Origin of the sequence: Streptococcus sp. FDAARGOS_520, from assembly GCF_003812685.1 — a bacterium.
In the GTDB taxonomy this organism is placed as follows: domain Bacteria; phylum Bacillota; class Bacilli; order Lactobacillales; family Streptococcaceae; genus Streptococcus; species Streptococcus agalactiae.
In genome coordinates this window covers 64,318-83,904 of record NZ_CP033810.1, presented here as the reverse complement: position 1 = coordinate 83,904, position 19,587 = coordinate 64,318, and the positions used below count along the sequence as shown (strand labels likewise).

16 protein-coding genes are annotated in these 19,587 nt (G+C 35.4%); 15 read left to right on the top strand and 1 reads right to left on the bottom strand.

Annotation, left to right across the window (positions count from 1 at the left end):
* Position 1 precedes the first annotated feature (1 nt).
* The 11 genes from EGX96_RS00425 (at position 2) to rfbB (ending at position 12,564) form a co-directional block, all read left to right on the top strand.
* Positions 2-763 carry an SDR family NAD(P)-dependent oxidoreductase gene (locus tag EGX96_RS00425; RefSeq protein WP_000124583.1) on the top strand — a complete coding sequence of 254 codons (762 nt, stop codon included), beginning with the start codon at positions 2-4 and terminating at the stop codon, positions 761-763.
* Positions 760-2,958 (top strand): single-stranded-DNA-specific exonuclease RecJ, encoded by a 2,199-nt coding sequence (recJ, locus tag EGX96_RS00420; protein ID WP_000622237.1) that lies wholly within the window; start codon positions 760-762, stop codon positions 2,956-2,958. Before EGX96_RS00425 ends, recJ begins: the two co-directional genes overlap by 4 nt.
* A 151-nt stretch (positions 2,959-3,109) precedes the next feature.
* Positions 3,110-5,674, top strand: a complete 2,565-nt coding sequence (locus tag EGX96_RS00410) for a GBS Bsp-like repeat-containing protein (protein ID WP_001247505.1) — start codon at positions 3,110-3,112, stop codon at positions 5,672-5,674.
* 122 nt (positions 5,675-5,796) lie between these two features.
* Positions 5,797-6,315 carry an adenine phosphoribosyltransferase gene (locus EGX96_RS00405; RefSeq protein WP_000365343.1) on the top strand — a complete coding sequence of 173 codons (519 nt, stop codon included), beginning with the start codon at positions 5,797-5,799 and terminating at the stop codon, positions 6,313-6,315.
* Between the two features lie 117 nt (positions 6,316-6,432).
* Entirely contained in the window at positions 6,433-7,113 is a 681-nt protein-coding gene (locus tag EGX96_RS00400) for a DnaD domain-containing protein (protein WP_000221656.1), read from the top strand.
* A 103-nt stretch (positions 7,114-7,216) separates the two neighbouring features.
* Positions 7,217-7,900 (top strand): tRNA (adenine(22)-N(1))-methyltransferase, encoded by a 684-nt coding sequence (locus tag EGX96_RS00395; RefSeq protein ID WP_000365673.1) that lies wholly within the window; start codon positions 7,217-7,219, stop codon positions 7,898-7,900.
* Positions 7,890-8,678 (top strand): Nif3-like dinuclear metal center hexameric protein, encoded by a 789-nt coding sequence (locus EGX96_RS00390; protein WP_000647415.1) that lies wholly within the window; start codon positions 7,890-7,892, stop codon positions 8,676-8,678. Before EGX96_RS00395 ends, EGX96_RS00390 begins: the two co-directional genes overlap by 11 nt.
* A gap of 8 nt (positions 8,679-8,686) precedes the next feature.
* Positions 8,687-9,790: an NAD(P)/FAD-dependent oxidoreductase gene (locus EGX96_RS00385; RefSeq protein ID WP_000716829.1), complete on the top strand. Its 1,104-nt coding sequence runs from the start codon at positions 8,687-8,689 to the stop codon at positions 9,788-9,790.
* 58 nt (positions 9,791-9,848) lie between these two features.
* A complete protein-coding gene (rfbA, locus tag EGX96_RS00380; protein ID WP_000676114.1) occupies positions 9,849-10,718 on the top strand; it encodes a glucose-1-phosphate thymidylyltransferase RfbA in 870 nt (289 codons plus the stop codon).
* Positions 10,718-11,311, top strand: a complete 594-nt coding sequence (locus EGX96_RS00375; protein WP_000139164.1) for a dTDP-4-dehydrorhamnose 3,5-epimerase family protein — start codon at positions 10,718-10,720, stop codon at positions 11,309-11,311. Before rfbA ends, EGX96_RS00375 begins: the two co-directional genes overlap by 1 nt.
* 206 nt (positions 11,312-11,517) lie before the next feature.
* Positions 11,518-12,564, top strand: coding sequence for a dTDP-glucose 4,6-dehydratase (gene rfbB / locus EGX96_RS00370; protein ID WP_000134282.1), 1,047 nt, complete (start codon positions 11,518-11,520; stop codon positions 12,562-12,564).
* Positions 12,565-12,615: 51 nt separating this feature from the next.
* On the opposite strand, the gene hylB is transcribed toward rfbB, so the two are convergent.
* On the bottom strand, positions 12,616-15,834 hold the full coding sequence (hylB, locus tag EGX96_RS00365; RefSeq protein WP_000403401.1) for a hyaluronate lyase: 3,219 nt from the start codon (positions 15,832-15,834) through the stop codon (positions 12,616-12,618).
* 216 nt (positions 15,835-16,050) lie between these two features.
* On the opposite strand from hylB, the gene EGX96_RS00360 reads away from it, so the two are divergent.
* From EGX96_RS00360 to EGX96_RS00345, 4 genes are all read left to right on the top strand, one after another.
* Positions 16,051-16,533: an NUDIX hydrolase gene (locus tag EGX96_RS00360; RefSeq protein ID WP_000163512.1), complete on the top strand. Its 483-nt coding sequence runs from the start codon at positions 16,051-16,053 to the stop codon at positions 16,531-16,533.
* Positions 16,523-16,984 carry an NUDIX hydrolase gene (locus EGX96_RS00355; RefSeq protein ID WP_000796045.1) on the top strand — a complete coding sequence of 154 codons (462 nt, stop codon included), beginning with the start codon at positions 16,523-16,525 and terminating at the stop codon, positions 16,982-16,984. The genes EGX96_RS00360 and EGX96_RS00355 overlap by 11 nt, the downstream gene beginning before the upstream one ends.
* A 91-nt stretch (positions 16,985-17,075) precedes the next feature.
* Positions 17,076-18,266 (top strand): AI-2E family transporter, encoded by a 1,191-nt coding sequence (locus EGX96_RS00350; protein ID WP_001081540.1) that lies wholly within the window; start codon positions 17,076-17,078, stop codon positions 18,264-18,266.
* Complete coding sequence (locus EGX96_RS00345) at positions 18,256-19,482, top strand: tetratricopeptide repeat protein (protein ID WP_000934876.1); 1,227 nt, start codon at positions 18,256-18,258, stop codon at positions 19,480-19,482. The genes EGX96_RS00350 and EGX96_RS00345 overlap by 11 nt, the downstream gene beginning before the upstream one ends.
* Positions 19,483-19,587 lie beyond the last annotated feature (105 nt).

Here is a 19,587-nt window from a genome sequence, read left to right as displayed (position 1 = left end):
AATGGCAAGAACGATACTGATTACAGGAGCTTCTGGTGGTTTAGCACAGGCAATTATTAACCAATTACCCCAAGACGACCATTTAATTGTCACAGGGAGATCAAGAGAAAAACTTGAAAAGCTTTATGGAAAGAGACCAAACACCTTATGTTTATCACTAGACATAACTAATGACAATGCTGTAACGAATATGATTGAAAAAATTTATGGTGAATTTGGTCAAATTGATATTTTAATTAATAATGCTGGATTTGGTTCTTTTAAAGAATTTTGGGATTATAGTGATGAAGAAGTCAAAGACATGTTTGCTGTGAATACATTTGCAACGATGTCTATAGCTCGTCAGATAGGACATAAGATGTCTCTTGTAAAATCTGGTCATATCGTTAATATTGCAAGCATGGCTGGCCTCATAGCAACAAGTAAAGCTAGCGTTTATGGGGCTAGTAAGTTTGCTGTCGTTGGATTTTCGAATGCTCTTCGTTTAGAATTAGCAGAAAAAAATGTTTATGTGACAAGTGTAAACCCTGGACCAATCAAAACAGGATTTTTTGCTCAGGCTGATCCAAGTGGTGATTATTTAGCAAGTATAGGTCGTTTTGCTCTAACACCAGAAAAAGTATCTAAAAAAGTAGTTTCTATTCTTGGAAAAAATAAGAGAGAATTAAATCTTCCTTTTATATTAGCTTTTGCGCATAAATATTATAGTTTATTTCCAAAAACAGCTGATTATTTTGCCAGAAAGGTATTCAATTATAAATGATATCTGCTAAGTATAGTTGGGTCCTCAATAACCAAAAGCCAGACGCTGGCTTTTTTGAGGCTTCAAAAAAAGAAAAGATAAGTGAAGCGGTGGCTTCCTTAATTTATTCGCGAGGTATTAAGACATCAGCGGAATTACATCATTTTTTACAAACTAATTTGGAAAATCTCCATGATCCTTATTTGTTAAATGATATGGATAAAGCTGTTAATCGTATTAGACGAGCTATTGAAAATAATGAAACTATTTTAGTTTATGGAGACTATGATGCTGATGGAATGACATCAGCATCAATCATGAAAGAAGCATTAGATATGATGGGAGCTGAAGTCCAGGTTTATCTCCCAAATCGCTTTACAGATGGTTACGGTCCAAATCAAAGTGTTTATAAATATTTTATTGAACAACAAGATGTTTCATTAATCATTACGGTTGATAATGGTGTGGCAGGGCATGAAGCAATTACATATGCTCAAAATCAAGGTGTGGACGTGGTAGTTACTGATCATCACAGTATGCCAGCAGATTTACCTTGTGCTTATGCTATTATTCACCCAGAACATCCTGATGCTAATTATCCATTTCCTTATTTAGCAGGGTGTGGTGTTGCTTTCAAAGTAGCTTGTGCTCTCTTAGAAACAATCCCGACAGAAATGTTGGATTTGGTTGCTATTGGGACGATTGCAGATATGGTTAGCCTAACTGATGAAAATCGTATCATGGTAAAAGCTGGACTTGAAGTTATGAAAGATAGTGAAAGAATAGGCTTACAGGAGCTAATATCTTTATCAAATATTGATTTAAAAACACTAAATGAAGAAACTATTGGATTTAAAATTGCTCCACAATTAAACGCTTTAGGAAGACTTGATGACCCTAATCCAGCTATTGAATTACTAACAGGGTTTGATGATGAAGAATCTCAAGCAATAGCCCAAATGATTGATCAAAAAAATGAAGAGCGCAAAGAAATCGTTCAAACTATCTTTGACCAAGCTATGCAAATGCTTGATCAAACAAAGCCTGTACAAGTTTTAGCAAAAGAAAATTGGCATCCAGGGGTTTTAGGTATTGTGGCGGGTCGTATTTTAGAGAGAACTGGACAACCTGTTATTGTTTTGAATATTGAAGATGGTATTGCTAAAGGAAGTGCCAGAAGTGTAGAAGCACTTGATATTTTTCAAGCTTTTGACCAGCATCGAGAATTATTCATTGCTTTTGGAGGTCACAGCGGAGCAGCAGGCATGACTTTAGAGGAAAGTAAAGTAGGTGATCTTTCTCAAGTTTTATGTGACTATATCTCTAAAAAACAATTGGACATGAGTCAGAAAAAAACTCTGACAATTGATAGTGAGCTACGTTTTGACGAACTTAGTTTAGACACTGTTAGAGATTTTGAAAAGTTAGCGCCATTTGGAATGGATAATAAAAAACCAGTCTTTTTGTTAAAAGATTTTAAAGTGAGTCAAGCCAGAGTCATGGGGCAAAACGGTGCTCATCTGAAATTAAAACTAGAACAAGATGGACAAGCACTTGATTTGGTAGCATTTAATATGGGGAGTCAACTACAAGAGTTTCAACAAGCACAACATTTGGAGTTAGCTGTCACTTTATCTGTTAATCAATGGAATGGTGCCACAACCCTACAATTAATGTTGGAGGATGCGCGTGTAGATGGTATACAATTATTTGATATTAGAAGCAAAGCAAGTAGCTTACCTCATGGAGTGCCAATCCTGTCTCAAGAAGAGCAGAGCAAAGAAGTTATTCTTTTGACTGTTCCCGATCATCCACAAGAATTAAAACAAATGACTCAAGGTAAACAGTTTGATGCTATCTATTTTAAAAATGAGATACCAAAAAATTATTTTATATCTGGTTATGGTACACGTGATCAATTTGCTAGTTTATATAAAACAATATATCAATTCCCAGAATTTGACGTTCGTTATAAGTTAAAAGAGCTCAGTTCCTACCTTCATATTCCTGATATTTTATTAATTAAAATGATTCAAATTTTTGAAGAACTACATTTTGTTACGATTACAGAGGGGATTATGACAGTCAATAAAGAAGCAGAAAAGCGAGATATCTCTGAGAGTCAAATTTATCAAGAATTAAAAGAGACAGTTAAGTTTCAAGAATTAATGGCTTTAGGGACACCTAAAGAAATATATGATTTTATGATGAGTTGATAATATACTAAAGAAGCCACTTTTTAAGTGGTTTTTTTGGTATATAAATAAGTTATTTCAATAATAATATTGCAAATTTTATTAAAATATAATAAAATTAAGAAAATAATGGAATTTTTGATAAAGAATATTAAAGGTGAGGATAAAATCTATGAGACCTATCGTTAGAAAAAAGATGTACAAAAAAGGTAAATTTTTGGTCATTGCAGGTATCGTTACTATTTTAGGTGGTAGTGCAATTCTTGGTCAAGATGTCAAGGCAGAACAGGCAGAAGCAGCAACTTCAACGATCTCAGAGAAAACTGATAGCAGTCAGACTATTTCGGATACTTCCAAGTTAACGTTACCTGTTAATTCCTCGGAGGCTATGAAAAATAGTGCAGAGCCTTTAATAAAAACAGGCTTTGCTACATCTGTTTCATCTAATCCTAGAGAGATAGCAGCTACCCCAGTCAAAACCTTTGATGCTAGTTCAAAAGTTGTTGTAAAAGCTAGTACTGCTGAGCACTCAGCAAATCAAACAAATTCTAATGTTAATCAAGTAGCTAATGATAGTGAAGTTATTACTCAACAAAATTCAACAAAGCAATTACCAAAAGTGACTTACTCTGCTCATGTTCAAGATATTGGATGGCAAAAGTCGGTTGATAATGCAACAGTTTCAGGAACAGTAGGACAGGAAAAGCAGGTTGAGGCAATAAAATTGTCTATTAAAGCCCCTGAAGGAATAACAGGAAAACTTAGCTATAAAACTTATGTTAAAGGACAAGGTTGGCAACCTTCAGTAGAGAGTGGTCAAGTTAGTGGTACTGTTGGTCAGAGTAGACCTATTGAAGCACTAAGCATTAACCTTACTGATAATTTACAAAAATTATATGATGTCTATTATCGTGTTCATGTTCAAGATATCGGGTGGATGGCTTGGGCTAAAAATGGAGCTTACGCTGGGACTTTGGGAATGTCAAAGCGCCTTGAAGCTTACGAAGTAAAGTTTACCCTTAAAGGACAATCTGTTTTAACACCAACTATACTTAAGGAAGAGAGACCTGTCTTAAATTATCAGGTTAAGGTAGGCCAAAATGGTTGGCAATCTAATAAACTTGAAGGACAAATGGCGGGAACTTTAGGAGAATCCAAAGCCCTAGATGGAGTAAAATTCACTCTTAGCACCTTGAAGTATGGGGACATTCTCTATCGTACTCATGTACAAGATAAAGGTTGGGGAGAAATTTTAGGTAGTCAAACAAGTAAGGATTATCAAGGAAAAAGACTAGAAGCTATTCAATTGGACTTAAGTGGGAATTTAAAACAAAATTATGATATTTATTATCGCGCTCACGTCCAAGATAAAGGTTGGATGGCTTGGCAAAAAAATAATAGTGTAGCAGGTACAGTCGGAGAATCGAAACGTTTAGAGGCTTTGGAAGTAAAACTAGTAGCTAAAGCTTCAGATTTTAGTTCCCAAACAAATCATTCATTCTTAGAAATGAAGCATCCTGGATTAAGTTATCAAACTTATCTTCAAAAAGATGGTTGGAAACCAACGGTTTTGGAAGGCCAATTAGGAGGTAGTATTGGACTTTCAAAATCTATAAAAGCCATCAAACTTAACTTAGGTAGTACAGCTCTAGGAAATATAGAATATAGAACTTTTCTTAATGGTTCAGGTTGGCAAACTGTTGTTAATTCAGGGAGAGAAAGTAATGTACCAAATGAATCTCAACAAGTAGAAGCTATTCAGATGCGATTGACAGGTCTGCTATCGAAAACCTATAGTGTGATGTATCGAGTTCACATGCAAGATTATGGTTGGCAGGATTGGACTTATAACAATGACATCGCTGGTAGTACTAACCAAGGAAAACGAATTGAAGCAATCGAAATTAAATTAGTTGAGACTGCTAAAATACCTATAACTGTCCAAACGACCTATAAGGGAACTGGAAACTATAATGTACGAGTGACAAATGTTATTAGTCCTGGGAATTTAAAAATTGCTATTTGGTCAGATAAAAACAATCAGGATGACCTTAAGTGGTATACCGTCACACCCAAAAATCATGAAGCTAGATTGACATTTAATGTTACAAATCATAGAGACAATGGTAAATACTTTATCCATGTTTATCAGGAAAATGCTTCTAATCAAAAACAATTATTGGTAAAAACTTCTCTACAAGTCGCACATTCAAATTATAATACTCCTTACTTTAGCCAACGTGATGGAAGGTGGGCAAGTCGAAGATATGGTATGGCAACTTTAGGAGAAACTGGTTGTGTACCAACTTCTCTAGCTATGATTTTGTCTTCTTTGAAAGGAGAAACTGTTTTACCAACGCAAATTGCAGATTACCTTTACCATAAGACAGTTGAATTTAATCGTGGTGTTCAAGGAACAACTTCTAGAGGAATCTTAAAAGCAGCCAAAGAATGGGGTGTAACAGCAACTGCATTAGGAACTCAAGCTAACCTTGTACAAGCGTTGAAGGATGGTTATCATGTCCTAGCGGCAGTACAAAATAATGTTTTTGTTCTTCATGGAAGTCATGAAATCGTTCTCAAAGGATATAATAACGGACTGACACATGTCTCTGACCCTTACACACCGTCCTTGTCTGGTTGGTATCCAATTTCACAACTTTGGAAAGAACAGAGCTATTATAGTGAGGATAGAATTGATATTGGAGAACCTTTTGTCAAGGTAACAGATGCCTAATTTTTAAAACCATATGCAAAACTAGCATATGGTTTTAAAGTTTCCAGTACTATTTTATTTAATTTTATGATATAATGAAGAGTAAAACATTTTAGGGGTTTCCCCTTAGAAAGACAAGTGAAATGGATTTAAATAATTACATCGCTTCAATTGAAAACTATCCTCAAGAAGGAATTACTTTCCGTGATATCTCCCCATTAATGGCTGATGGTAAAGCATACAGCTATGCTGTTCGTGAAATTGTACAATATGCTGCTGATAAAGATATTGATATGATTGTTGGACCAGAAGCTCGTGGCTTTATTGTTGGTTGCCCAGTTGCTTATGCTCTTGGTATTGGTTTTGCTCCAGTCCGTAAACCAGGTAAATTACCACGCGAAGTTATTTCAGCTGACTATGAAAAAGAATATGGTCTTGATACATTGACAATGCACGCAGATGCTATTAAACCAGGTCAACGTGTTTTAATTGTTGATGACCTTTTAGCTACTGGTGGAACAGTAAAAGCGACAATTGAAATGATTGAAAAACTTGGTGGCGTTGTCGCAGGCTGTGCTTTCCTAGTTGAACTTGATGGATTAAATGGTCGTAAAGCTATTGAAGGTTATGATACTAAGGTATTGATGAACTTTCCAGGATAAGGCCTATTCAAGATAGATGAATGATAAGGGCGCCTCTAAGTGCTATGATAATAGTTGAGAGGTGCTTTTTGTTACACATTTCATAATTTTAGGACGATAGAGAGGATTTGAAAGGTTATGACTTATTTGGAACAATATCAGTCAGGGCAATTGACTCTACCAAGTGCTTTATTTTTTCACTTTAAATCTATTTTTAAGACAGCAGACGATTTTTTAGTTTGGCAATTTTTCTATTTACAAAATACAACTAATTTATCCGATCTAACACCGAGCCGTATTGCGACATCACTTGATAAAACAGTGGCAGATATCAATCGTTCTATATCGAATTTAACAAGTCAAGGTTTACTAGATGTCAAAACAATTGAGTTGAATCACGAAATCGAGATTATCTTTGATACAAGCCCTGTGTTTGCTAAATTAGATAAACTTTTCGAAGAGGATAATCAAGTAATAATAGACAATAAAACCGCTGATTCGAATCGTCTGAAAGATTTAGTAGGAGACTTCGAACGTGAATTAGGTCGCTTATTAAGTCCTTTTGAATTAGAAGATTTACAAAAGACACTGCAAGAAGATCAGACAGATCCTGATATTGTTAGGGCAGCTCTTAGAGAAGCGGTTTTCAATGGGAAAACAAGTTGGAATTATATCAATGCTATCCTTCGCAACTGGCGGCGTGAAGGATTGACGACACTTCGACAAATTGAAGAGAGAAAACAAGCACGTGAAGATAACCAAATGAAAGATTTAGCGATTTCGGATGATTTTAAAAATGCAATGAATTTATGGGAATAAGTTTACTAGGAGGAGACAGAATGGTTGATACATTAGGTCTGTTCCTTTTCTTTTGATGTTAATGATGTTATACTTTTAACAGAGAAAAACTGAAGGAAATACAATGGATTTACAATTATCAAAACGATTACAAAAAGTTGCAAACTATGTTCCAAAAGGAGCTCGGTTATTAGATGTAGGAAGTGATCATGCTTACTTACCTATTTTTTTGTTGCAGATGGGATACTGTGATTTTGCCATTGCTGGTGAAGTGGTGAATGGACCGTATCAGTCTGCGTTGAAAAACGTTTCAGAACATGGTCTCACTTCAAAGATAGATGTTCGCTTAGCAAATGGTTTGTCAGCTTTTGAAGAAGCAGATAATATTGATACGATAGCTATCTGTGGAATGGGTGGTCGTTTGATTGCTGATATTTTGAATAACGATATAGACAAACTTCAGCACGTTAAAACACTAGTCTTACAACCTAATAATCGGGAAGATGATTTAAGAAAATGGTTAGCTGCAAATGATTTTGAAATAGTAGCAGAAGATATCTTGACTGAAAATGACAAATGCTATGAAATTTTAGTTGTTAAGCATGGTCATATGAATTTAACTGCTAAAGAATTGCGATTTGGTCCATTTTTATTATCCAATAACACAACAGTTTTTAAAGAAAAATGGCAAAATGAGCTTAATAAATTAACTTTTGCTTTAAACTCTATTCCCAATAGTAAAATGGAAGAACGTGCTATTTTGGAAGATAAAATACAGGATATAAAGGAGGTTCTTGATGAAAGCTAGAGAACTTATTGATGTATATGAAACTTATTGTCCACAGGAATTATCTATGGAAGGAGATATTTCAGGTCTTCAAATTGGATCTTTAGATAAAGAAATAAAGACAGTCATGGTAGCTTTAGATGTTCGAGAGACTACAGTAGCTGAAGCAATTGAACGTCAAGTAGATCTTCTTATTGTAAAGCATGCTCCTATTTTTCGTCCATTAAAGGATTTGGTAGCAACACCGCAAAATAAGATTTATATAGACCTTCTTAAATCAGACATTGCTGTTTATGTGAGCCATACTAATATAGATATCGTTCCTAATGGACTTAACGACTGGTTTTGTGAATTATTAGATATTCAATATCCCGATATATTATCTGAGACAAGTAATGGTTATGGTATTGGTCGCATTGGTGATGTTAGACCCCAGAGTTTTGAATTTTTTGCATGGAAAATTAAAGATGTGTTTGGTTTAGATAGCGTTCGTTTAGTTTCATATGATAAATCTAATCCTGAAATTCAACGAGTTGCTATTTGTGGGGGTAGTGGGCAAAGTTTCTACAAAGAAGCTATTGCAAAAGGAGCAGATGTTTTTGTAACGGGAGATATTTATTATCATACTGCACAAGAAATGATCACAAATGGTTTGCTTGCGATTGACCCAGGCCATCATATTGAGGTTTTATTTGTTTCTAAAATAGCTACTATGATTGAGCAGTGGAAACTTGAAAAAGGCTGGGATATTTCAGTTTTAGAGAGTAAAGCTCCAACAAATCCCTTTTACCATATGTAGGAGCTATTATGAAAAAGATAGCAATTATTGGTGCAGGAGCAGTCGGAGCGACACTAGCCTATTACTTATCAAAAGAAAAGGATATTCAGGTTACTGTTTTTGATTATGGAGTTGGACAAGCAACTAAGGCTGCTGCGGGGATTATTAGCCCATGGTTTTCAAAACGTCGTAATAAAGCCTGGTATCGCATGGCGAGGTTGGGGGCTGATTTTTATTCAAAGCTAGTCACGGATTTACAAAAAGATGGTTTTGAAACAAAATTTTATCAGCAAACTGGTGTTTTCTTATTAAAAAAGGACGAGAGTCAGTTAGAGTCATTGTTTGCACTAGCAGATAAACGTCGACTAGAATCTCCTCTAATAGGTGATTTACAAATACTAAATAAAAGTGAAGCAAATACTCACTTTCCTGAGTTAGATGGCTATGAACAGTTACTTTATGCGAGTGGAGGAGCGCGAGTAGAAGGGGCGGACTTAACACGAATATTGTTAGAAGCAAGTGGTGTTAATGTCATCAAGGATGAAGTTCACTTTACGATAACTGATAATGGCTTTCGTGTTCAAGGAATTGATTTTGATAAACTTGTTTTAGCGAGTGGAGCCTGGCTAGCTAAGATATTAGATGAGCACAACTATCAGGTAGATATTCGCCCTCAAAAAGGGCAATTGCGAGACTATTATTTTAGCAATATTAATACAGGAAAATATCCTGTTGTAATGCCAGAAGGCGAGCTAGATATTATCCCATTTGATAATGGTAAAGTCTCTGTAGGTGCAAGTCACGAAAATGATATGGCTTTTGATTTAAACATTGATTTTAAAGTCTTAGACAAGTTTGAAGAGCAAGCTATTGGCTATTTTCCGCAATTAAAAAAAGCAGATACGACTTCTGAACGTGTTGGAATTCGTGCCTATACAAGTGATTTTTCTCCATTTTTTGGCCCTGTCCCTTGTATGGAGGGTGCATATGCTGCAAGTGGATTAGGATCAACTGGCTTAACAGTGGGCCCATTAATTGGTTATGAATTATGTCAATTAATCTTAAATAAAGAAAATCAGCTAAATTTAGAGGATTACGATATTACGAAATACGTGAAAAAGATTAGTAGATGATAGCGTTTAAAAAAAGTGTTATAATATGTAGGATTAATATAAATAAGGAGACCTTACTATGAAAGGTATTATTTTAGCGGGAGGTTCAGGTACTCGCTTGTACCCATTAACTCGTGCTGCATCAAAACAATTGATGCCAATTTATGATAAACCAATGATTTATTATCCATTGTCAGTTTTGATGTTGGCAGGAATAAAAGAAATACTGATTATTTCTACTCCACAAGATTTGCCTCGCTTTGAAGATATGCTTGGAGATGGTTCAGAACTAGGAATCTCTCTTTCTTATGCTGAACAACCAAGCCCAGATGGGTTAGCACAGGCCTTCATTATCGGTGAAGAATTTATTGGCGATGATCACGTTGCCTTAGTATTAGGTGATAATATTTACCATGGACCAGGTTTATCTGCAATGCTACAACGTGCAGCTAGTAAAGAAAGTGGAGCAACCGTCTTTGGCTATCAAGTAAAAGATCCAGAACGTTTTGGTGTTGTCGAGTTTGATACTGATATGAATGCCATTTCTATTGAAGAAAAACCAGCGCAACCTAAGTCTAATTATGCTGTCACAGGTCTTTATTTCTATGATAACGATGTGGTTGAAATAGCTAAAAATATTAAGCCAAGTCCTCGTGGAGAACTTGAAATTACTGATGTTAACAAAGCCTACCTTGATAGAGGTGATTTATCAGTTGAGTTAATGGGACGTGGATTTGCGTGGTTAGACACTGGAACTCACGAAAGTCTTCTTGAAGCAGCACAATATATTGAAACAGTACAACGCATGCAAAACGTTCAAGTTGCTAACCTTGAGGAAATTGCTTACCGCATGGGCTACATCACTCGTGAACAAGTCCTTGAGTTGGCACAACCACTTAAGAAAAATGAGTATGGTCAATACCTACTTCGTTTGATTGGAGAAGCCTAATGACTGAACAATTTTTTGATAAAGAATTAACTTGTCGCCCAATTGAAGCCATTCCTGGATTGTTGGAATTCGATATTACCGTTCGTGGAGACAACCGTGGATGGTTCAAAGAGAACTTTCAAAAAGAAAAAATGATACCGCTTGGTTTCCCAGAAAGCTTCTTTGAGGCAGACAAACTACAAAATAATATTTCGTTTAACAAAAAAAATACATTGCGAGGTCTCCATGCAGAGCCTTGGGATAAATATGTTTCGATCGCTGATGAAGGACGTGTGATCGGTACTTGGGTTGACCTCCGTGAAGGTGACAGTTTTGGTAACGTTTACCAAACGATTATCGATGCCTCAAAAGGTATCTTTGTTCCACGCGGCGTTGCTAATGGTTTCCAAGTTCTTTCAGATAAAGCAGCTTATACTTATCTCGTTAACGATTATTGGGCACTTGAACTCAAACCAAAATATGCTTTCGTTAACTATGCAGATCCAAATCTAGGCATTCAGTGGGAAAACCTTGAAGAAGCAGAAGTCTCAGAAGCAGATAAGAATCACCCACTTCTCAAAGATGTAAAACCTTTGAATAAGGAAGATTTGTAATTTTCAACTTCTTAAAAGGCATTAACCTTAGCAAGTAAAAACGAATTAGCAATGTTGTTTGACGCAAGGGTGAAAGGAAACATGCAAAAGGCCTGTTCCCTCAGGGATTTGAAATATTGATTTCTTAGGCATGACATTCCATAGAACTACTTCTAACAGAACAGTATCCTTCAAACAGCAAAAAGAAAAAATTTTTCGGAGAAAAAATGACTGAATTTAAAAACATTATCGTAACTGGTGGAGCTGGTTTCATCGGATCAAACTTTGTACACTATGTTTACAATAACCACCCATATGTTCATGTAACTGTCCTTGATAAATTGACATATGCAGGTAACCGTGCTAACATTGAAGCCATTCTTGGTGATCGTGTTGAGTTAGTTGTTGGTGACATCGCTGACGCTGAATTGGTAGACAAATTGGCTGCCAAAGCGGATGCTATTGTTCACTATGCGGCTGAGAGTCACAACGATAACTCATTGGAAGATCCAAGTCCATTTATCCATACAAACTTTATCGGAACTTACACTTTGCTTGAAGCAGCTCGTAAATACGATATCCGTTTCCACCACGTGTCAACTGATGAAGTTTATGGAGATCTTCCACTTCGTGAAGACCTTCCAGGAAATGGTGAAGGACCAGGTGAAAAATTCACTGCTGAAACAAAATACAATCCATCATCACCTTACTCATCAACTAAGGCAGCTTCTGACCTTATCGTTAAGGCATGGGTACGTTCCTTCGGCGTAAAAGCGACCATTTCGAACTGTTCAAATAACTATGGACCATACCAACACATCGAAAAATTCATTCCACGTCAAATTACAAATATCTTGGCAGGAATCAAACCAAAACTTTATGGTGAAGGTAAAAACGTCCGTGACTGGATCCACACAAATGACCATTCAACAGGTGTCTGGGCTATTTTGACTAAGGGTCGTATTGGTGAAACATACCTTATTGGTGCCGACGGTGAGAAAAACAACAAGGAGGTTCTTGAACTTATCCTTGAGAAAATGGGTCAACCAAAAGACGCTTACGATCACGTAACTGACCGTGCTGGTCATGATCTTCGTTACGCTATCGATTCTACAAAATTGCGTGAAGAACTCGGCTGGGAACCACAATTTACAAACTTTTCAGAAGGTTTGGAAGAAACTATTAAATGGTATACAGAAAATGAGACATGGTGGAAAGCAGAAAAAGATGCTGTAGAAGCCAAGTATGCTAAAACTCAAGAAGTCATTAAGTAATTGAACCAAAAAACCTATCATTTTGATGATAGGTTTTTTATGTACGGCTAGTTAGATAGCTAATTGGTCTGTTTTTGTCATGGTTTGAGGTTGGTAATAGACATTTTGATAGTCATTACCAACTTTTTGTACTAGGTAAAGTCCCGCTTTATTCATTTTGAATTGATTGTTAATGAGACTCTCTTGATTATCGTGTTTGATAACAGCCCAAGTTTGACTGTTTTTATCATAGATAACTTGTTGTTTTGAACTATTTTCTAGTAATTCTACTTCTTTGCTGTTGGCTAATTTATCAAAACTTGTGCGATCAATGTTTGGAACCATCATGTAACCATAGCTATCACCTTTGTTGTCATGCTTTTGGCTTATAGTGATAAAAGGATTGCTAACGATTGAGGTATTTTTAGAAGTACGATTAATGCTGTTCCAAGTACCTGTTTGCTCTTTGCGTTCAATATCAATAGTGCTATTTTTAAAGAAGATATAACCAATATTGCGACCAGGTTCTTTTGATTCTAAAAAGACACTTTTTGTATCTGTAAATTGTTGAGAACTTGCTTGTTTTAAATCAATAGTTTTTCCATTGACGTATGTAGTATAAGGTGTTTTAGAATCGTCTTTTCGTTGATCAATTGTTGTAGAAACATTTCCAATGCCGTTAGTATTCTTGATGTTGCTACCTAAAAAGACAATCTTATCATTTAAGATAACCCAACCTTTTTGTGCTGTTAAGGTGCGATCCCAGTTAGTAAAATCCATAGCGGCAAGAGCAAAGTGATCATTAAGTTTGACGGAACCAACAAAGTCAGATGTTCCTGTAACTTGACCGGTTTTTTCTTTAGCGTCTTTGCTATGTTTGCTCATGAATTCCTTAGTGGTATCTTCACGCTTAGCATCTTTTTCAGTTGTTCCAGCCATTTTATAAGGATTGACGGTTGGCCAAAAATGATTACTATAATGAGATTGATCACTATTATAAAGATAGAACATACCATCTCCGGTATACCAACCACGTGTATTTTCATCATTCATTCCTTCATAGTTGAGGGTACGTTTAGAATGTAATGAAAGCGCGAAACCAAAGTCTTTCTCGGCATTATAATAAGCTAAGCGGTCCATGCTATTAAAGGTTGATAAATTACTTTTTAAAGGTTTAGTAGCGACTGTACTGTCATTAAGCATCTTATTCATGTTGGCAATATCGGAATACGATTTGAGGTTATTGAAGACATTGTAGAATTTATTTGAAGTGATAATCGTTTTAATAGTTGATTTGAGGTCTAAGTTTCGCTCTTCATTAGACATGTTAGCCAATCTGAGGAAACCTCTGAGAACTTCAACTGCAGCCGCATGCGAAGAAGCTGCCTCTCTACTAATTGAGCGTCCACGACTCATATCCATTAACTCACCTTTTACAATTAAAGGTAAAAATGATTGATTAATCCATTTATAAACCATATCAAGTTCTTGATTAGAGATTTTATAGTCAGTTTCTTGAATGATAGGCAGCAATTGTGTCAAACCATCTATCAGAACATTACCATAGGCGCCAGTATAAGCAACATTTGTATGGTCGATGTAAGAACCGTCAGCATAGAAACCTTCAGCTTTAGTAGCAGTAGTAAAAAGATTTTTTAGAGAATGAGAAGTTTTTTCGATAATAGTATTGTCTTTACGAAGTAAACCTTCAATGATTTTAACGCGCCCCATATCGACTAGATTACCACCAAGGGCTTTAAATGGATTGTCAAGCGTTTTACGGAAATATCCTGCATCAGGAACAAAGTGTTCAATTGGGTCGGTATAAGTTTTTATTTCAGCGTCAGTGAAGTAGTTATTCATGAGAGCTAGGGTAGCTGTAATTGAGCGAGGGACACCGATTTCAAAATCCCACCAATTGGCAGAGCCTTCTATATCTTTATTAACATTGTAGAAGTTTTGATGAAGCCAAGCCAGACTCTCTTTTACAGTACGAATAGCTTTTTCATTTTTGTAAATAGTAGAGTGGGGATTGGTGATTTGTTTAGCTAAATCTTCCAAACGACGATAAGTAGCGGTTAACTGTGCTGAATTATTGAGATTATCTAAATCTTTCCAAAGGAAAGTGTGATTAGAATCCAGTTTGATAGTTTTGATGTTTTTGGCGTTAGTTTCATCTAATTTCTGATTAATCTTTTGCATGTTCGAATCATTAGTATCGTAAACATGATTACCAATAGTCACGTCGTTCCATTTGTCGAGGAGTTTTGTAAACTTATCTTCTGTTGAAGCTGTAACTGATAACGGTACTTCTTTAATTATTTTACCAGATTTATCAGATATTTTAACAGTTGTTGAACCAGTAGCGTTTGGATACAATATTCCACCAACAATTTTCCCGAGAGACGGATTGGTTAGAGTGTATTGGTAGTCAGCTTTATTAAAAACGTAATTTTTGTTTAAAGCCGTATTAACGCTTTCTTCAATTTGTGTTGTGACGGGTTGTGGATGCTCTGAGTCTTTAGGGCCTTTTGCTTTCATTGATATATTATCAAAAGTAGCAGAACCAGTTCCTTTTTCATAATAAAGTTCAAGTGTCACCTCGGAGACATTTAACTTTGGGTTATATATCTTTGTTAAGGTATGTTTGTTAGTAGTACCGCTGGTCATCTCAGAAAGCCAAAGTCGCGTATTGTTGTCTTTTTTCTCCATAATACGAAGGAAAGCTTGTCCAGCCTTGTTACTTGTTTCAATATCAAACTTGACCTCATATTTTTTAGTGGGATCAATGTTCACTTTTTGTGTTACAGCACCTCTAAAGCCTTTGTCGCTGGATAGGCTTACTTGGCCTTGTTCGGTACGTTGGATAATAGGTGATTTATCAGCAGTATTTTCTTTATCAATCCAAGCAGACCATTCCCTAGCGCTTGTATGTGACCAGCTTCCAGATACAGGGTTAGTTTGATTAAAATCTCCGTTTTTCACCAGCTCCTTATTTTGAGTTTGATTATCTACTACTTGTTTCATTGTGCTATGAGTGGCTGTTGCAGTTGCGGTTGAAGCTGTGGGGTTAGACAGATCTTGTTGTGTGGTTGTGGTGCTAGTCTCTTTGACAGTGGTACTTTCAGTCTGGAGAACTTCAATATTATTAGTTTGAGTATCTCTTATTTGGGACGTTGAGGTAGTTTTGGTAAGCTCTTCAGCTTTAGCTTGGTAACTATTGTTAACCAATATTGTTCCTAAAATAAGGGCTGAATAAAGCATAATACGATGTTTCTTTTTGATTTCCATTTTTACTCCTTAGGGTTTAAAATTGTAAACCGGTTTTTCCTAATTATAGCATGCTTTAAAGGTTTATGATAAAGAACCTTTAAAATGTCATCAAAGTGAAAAGTAAATAACTGGTAAACAAAATAATTTGTTTAATCATTTGTGTGCTACTTTGATAGTAAATTGCCTAAATAAAGGCTATTTTTTGTTATAATATGAGAATGAGAGGAGTTTGAAATGACTAAATTAGCAACAATTTGTTACATTGACAATGGCAAGGAATTACTTCTATTGCACCGCAACAAAAAAGAGAATGATGTTCATGAGGGAAAGTGGATCTCGGTAGGCGGTAAACTGGAGGCAGGTGAAACTCCGGATGAATGTGCTAAGCGTGAAATTCTAGAAGAAACCCATTTAACAGTAAAAAAAATGGATTTTAAAGGAGTCATCACTTTTCCTGAATTTACGCCAGGTCATGATTGGTATACCTATGTCTTTAAAGTAACAGATTATGAAGGAGAGTTAATTTCAGATGATGAATCACGAGAAGGAACCTTAGAATGGGTACCATATGATCAAGTTCTCTCTAAGCCAACGTGGCAAGGAGATTACGAAATTTTTAAATGGATTTTAGAAGATGTTCCTTTCTTTTCTGCTAAGTTTGTTTATGATGAACACCAAAATTTAATTGAAAAGACGGTTAATTTTTATGAAAAATAGAGATTTTAGGGTTAGAGACCAGCTCGAAACATTCGGAGTCAGAGTTTCTGCTTTAATCATAGAAAATCAAAAACTGCTATTAATATATGCTCCTCATCTCGATAAATACTATTTGCCAGGTGGGGCGCTTCAAGTTGGAGAAGATAGCAATAAGGCTGTTGCGAGAGAAGTACTTGAGGAAATAGGTCTTCACAGCCAAGTTGGTGATTTAGCCTATATTGTTGAGAATCAGTTTAATATTAAGAGACATCATTATCACTCAGTTGAATTTTTATATTTTGTTAATCTCTTGGGTCAGGCGCCAGAATCTATCAAAGAAGGAACGCATAAGCGACATTTTGTATGGCTTCCAATAAAAGAATTAACAAAAATTGATTGTAATCCTAATTTTTTAGCACAGGATTTGATAGAATGGCCAGGTCATGTTGTGCATAAAATCGTTCAAAATTAACTTTTTACACTCTTGTTTTGAGTTTAATTTAATTTAACGTGTTATAATAAATGAGAATTAAAATTAGAATTCATCTTGAAAGGATATGTGAATGAATCGACCATCAGAAAAAGAATTTAAAAATAGTTTGTTTTTTAAATGGATCTTAAATAATCAAGCAGTTATTGCTCTCATGATTACCTTTTTGGTATTTTTAACGATTTTTATTTTTACCAAAATCTCTTTTATGTTTAAACCTGTGTTTGATTTTCTTGCTGTGCTGATATTGCCGCTTGTAATTTCTGGATTGCTTTATTACCTATTAAAACCTATGGTTACATTTTTAGAGAAGCGGGGAATTAAGCGTGTAACAGCGATATTATCAGTTTTTACTATTATAATCCTTCTGTTAATTTGGGCAATGTCTAGTTTTATTCCCATGATGAGTAATCAATTACGCCATTTTATGGAAGATCTCCCTTCATATGTGAATAAAGTGCAAATGGAAACAAGTTCGTTTATAGATCACAACCCTTGGTTAAAATCTTATAAAGGGGAAATATCGAGCATGTTATCTAATATCAGTAGCCAAGCGGTCTCTTATGCTGAAAAATTTTCAAAGAATGTTTTAGAGTGGGCAGGAAATTTAGCTAGTACAGTTGCACGTGTGACAGTAGCAACAATCATGGCTCCCTTTATTTTGTTTTATCTTTTAAGAGATAGTCGCAACATGAAGAATGGTTTCTTAATGGTTTTACCAACCAAACTACGCCAACCAACTGATCGTATTTTGCGAGAAATGAATAGTCAAATGTCAGGATATGTGCAAGGACAAATCATTGTTGCTATTACTGTTGGTATTATTTTTTCAATAATGTATAGTATTATAGGCCTTAGATATGGCGTGACATTAGGGATTATTGCCGGTGTGTTAAATATGGTTCCCTATTTGGGAAGTTTTGTCGCCCAAATTCCAGTGTTTATCTTAGCGCTTGTCGCAGGACCTGTTATGGTTGTTAAAGTTGCGATTGTTTTTGTTATTGAGCAAACTCTAGAGGGACGCTTTGTCTCACCCTTGGTTTTAGGTAATAAACTTAGCATTCATCCAATTACAATTATGTTTATTTTATTAACCTCTGGAGCGATGTTTGGTGTTTGGGGAGTATTCCTCAGTATTCCGATTTATGCATCTATCAAAGTTGTTGTTAAAGAATTGTTTGATTGGTACAAAGCTGTCAGTGGGCTATATACAGTAGATGTTGTTACTGAAGAAAGAAGTGAAGAAGTTAAAAATGTTGAATAGTGAAAAAATGATTGTTTCTATCCAAAATCAGGATTTAGAACATGCTAACAAGTATTTCGAAAAAGCGTTGAAAAATGATCCTGAGGAAGTCTTATTGGAACTAGGAGCTTATTTGGAGAGTATTGGTTTTTTACCCCAAGCAAAACGTCTCTATGATCAAATCCGACCAAATTATCCAGAAGTTGCTATCAATTTAGCTCAAATTGTTGCCGAAGATGGAGATATTGAACAAGCATTCTTATACTTAGATTATATCTCAGAAGACAGTCAAGAGTATGTTTCAGCCCTCCTTGTTATGGCTGACTTATATGATATGGAAGGCTTGACTGATGTTGCGCGTGAAAAGCTTTTGCTAGCCAGCAAACTTAGCGATGACCCATTGGTTACATTTGGTTTAGCTGAAATGAACCTTAGTTTGGAACATTATCAAGAAGCGATAGAAGGATATGCTTCACTTGACAATCGAGAAATCTTAGAAACGACTGGGGTTTCAACTTATCAGCGTATTGGTAAATCCTACGCTATTATGGGGAAATTTGATGCAGCTATCGAATTTTTAGAAAAAGCCGTTGACATTGAGTATGATGATTTAACAGTTTTTGAGTTAGCAACAATCCTTTATGATCAAGAAGAATATCAAAAAGCTAACCTTTATTTTAAACAGTTGGATACTATTAATCCAGACTTTGATGGCTATGAATATATCTATGGTTTATCTCTTCGTGAGGAGCATAAATCTGAAGAAGCTTTACGTCTAGTTCAGCAAGGTCTTCGTAAAAATAGTTTTGATGGTCAACTTCTCTTACTAGCCTCACAATTATCGTATGAATTACATGATGTTTCTTCGTCGGAGTCTTATTTGAAACAAGCTGAAAAAGTTTCTGAAAACCAAGATGAAATTGTTATGAGATTGTCAAATTTGTATCTTGAAGAAGAGCGGTTTGAGGAAGTCTTGGAATTAGACAATGATGATTTAGAAAATATCCTTGCAAAATGGAATATCGCTAAAGCACACAAGGCTTTAGAAATGGATGATAGTGTAGACTATTATCAATCTTTGTATAATGATTTAAAAGATAATCCAGAATTTTTACAAGATTATGCTTACATTTTGAGAGAATTTGGTTACCTTGATAAGGCACAAGAAGTAGGAAAGGCTTATTTAAAATTAGTTCCAGATGATATAGAGATGTCAGAATGGGTGAATAACATTTAAATAGGAAAACACTTACAGAAAAAATTAAAAAATTCACAAGTAAATTTTCACAATCTGATGTAAAAACTGTGATATAATTGAACCATTCTTGTGAAAAGAGGGAGA

Bases quoted from the DNA above. Each gene is read 5' to 3' on its own strand.
- rfbB (WP_000134282.1), top strand. From the start codon at position 11,518: ATGACTGAATTTAAAAACATTATCGTAACTGGTGGAGCTGGTTTCATC.
- hylB (WP_000403401.1), bottom strand. From the start codon at position 15,834: ATGGAAATCAAAAAGAAACATCGTATTATGCTTTATTCAGCCCTTATT.
- EGX96_RS00400 (WP_000221656.1), top strand. From the start codon at position 6,433: ATGACTTATTTGGAACAATATCAGTCAGGGCAATTGACTCTACCAAGT.
- EGX96_RS00405 (WP_000365343.1), top strand. From the start codon at position 5,797: ATGGATTTAAATAATTACATCGCTTCAATTGAAAACTATCCTCAAGAA.
- EGX96_RS00350 (WP_001081540.1), top strand. From the start codon at position 17,076: ATGAATCGACCATCAGAAAAAGAATTTAAAAATAGTTTGTTTTTTAAA.
- EGX96_RS00360 (WP_000163512.1), top strand. From the start codon at position 16,051: ATGACTAAATTAGCAACAATTTGTTACATTGACAATGGCAAGGAATTA.
- EGX96_RS00375 (WP_000139164.1), top strand. From the start codon at position 10,718: ATGACTGAACAATTTTTTGATAAAGAATTAACTTGTCGCCCAATTGAA.
- EGX96_RS00410 (WP_001247505.1), top strand. From the start codon at position 3,110: ATGAGACCTATCGTTAGAAAAAAGATGTACAAAAAAGGTAAATTTTTG.
- EGX96_RS00345 (WP_000934876.1), top strand. From the start codon at position 18,256: ATGTTGAATAGTGAAAAAATGATTGTTTCTATCCAAAATCAGGATTTA.
- EGX96_RS00425 (WP_000124583.1), top strand. From the start codon at position 2: ATGGCAAGAACGATACTGATTACAGGAGCTTCTGGTGGTTTAGCACAG.
- recJ (WP_000622237.1), top strand. From the start codon at position 760: ATGATATCTGCTAAGTATAGTTGGGTCCTCAATAACCAAAAGCCAGAC.
- EGX96_RS00355 (WP_000796045.1), top strand. From the start codon at position 16,523: ATGAAAAATAGAGATTTTAGGGTTAGAGACCAGCTCGAAACATTCGGA.
- EGX96_RS00385 (WP_000716829.1), top strand. From the start codon at position 8,687: ATGAAAAAGATAGCAATTATTGGTGCAGGAGCAGTCGGAGCGACACTA.
- rfbA (WP_000676114.1), top strand. From the start codon at position 9,849: ATGAAAGGTATTATTTTAGCGGGAGGTTCAGGTACTCGCTTGTACCCA.
- EGX96_RS00390 (WP_000647415.1), top strand. From the start codon at position 7,890: ATGAAAGCTAGAGAACTTATTGATGTATATGAAACTTATTGTCCACAG.
- EGX96_RS00395 (WP_000365673.1), top strand. From the start codon at position 7,217: ATGGATTTACAATTATCAAAACGATTACAAAAAGTTGCAAACTATGTT.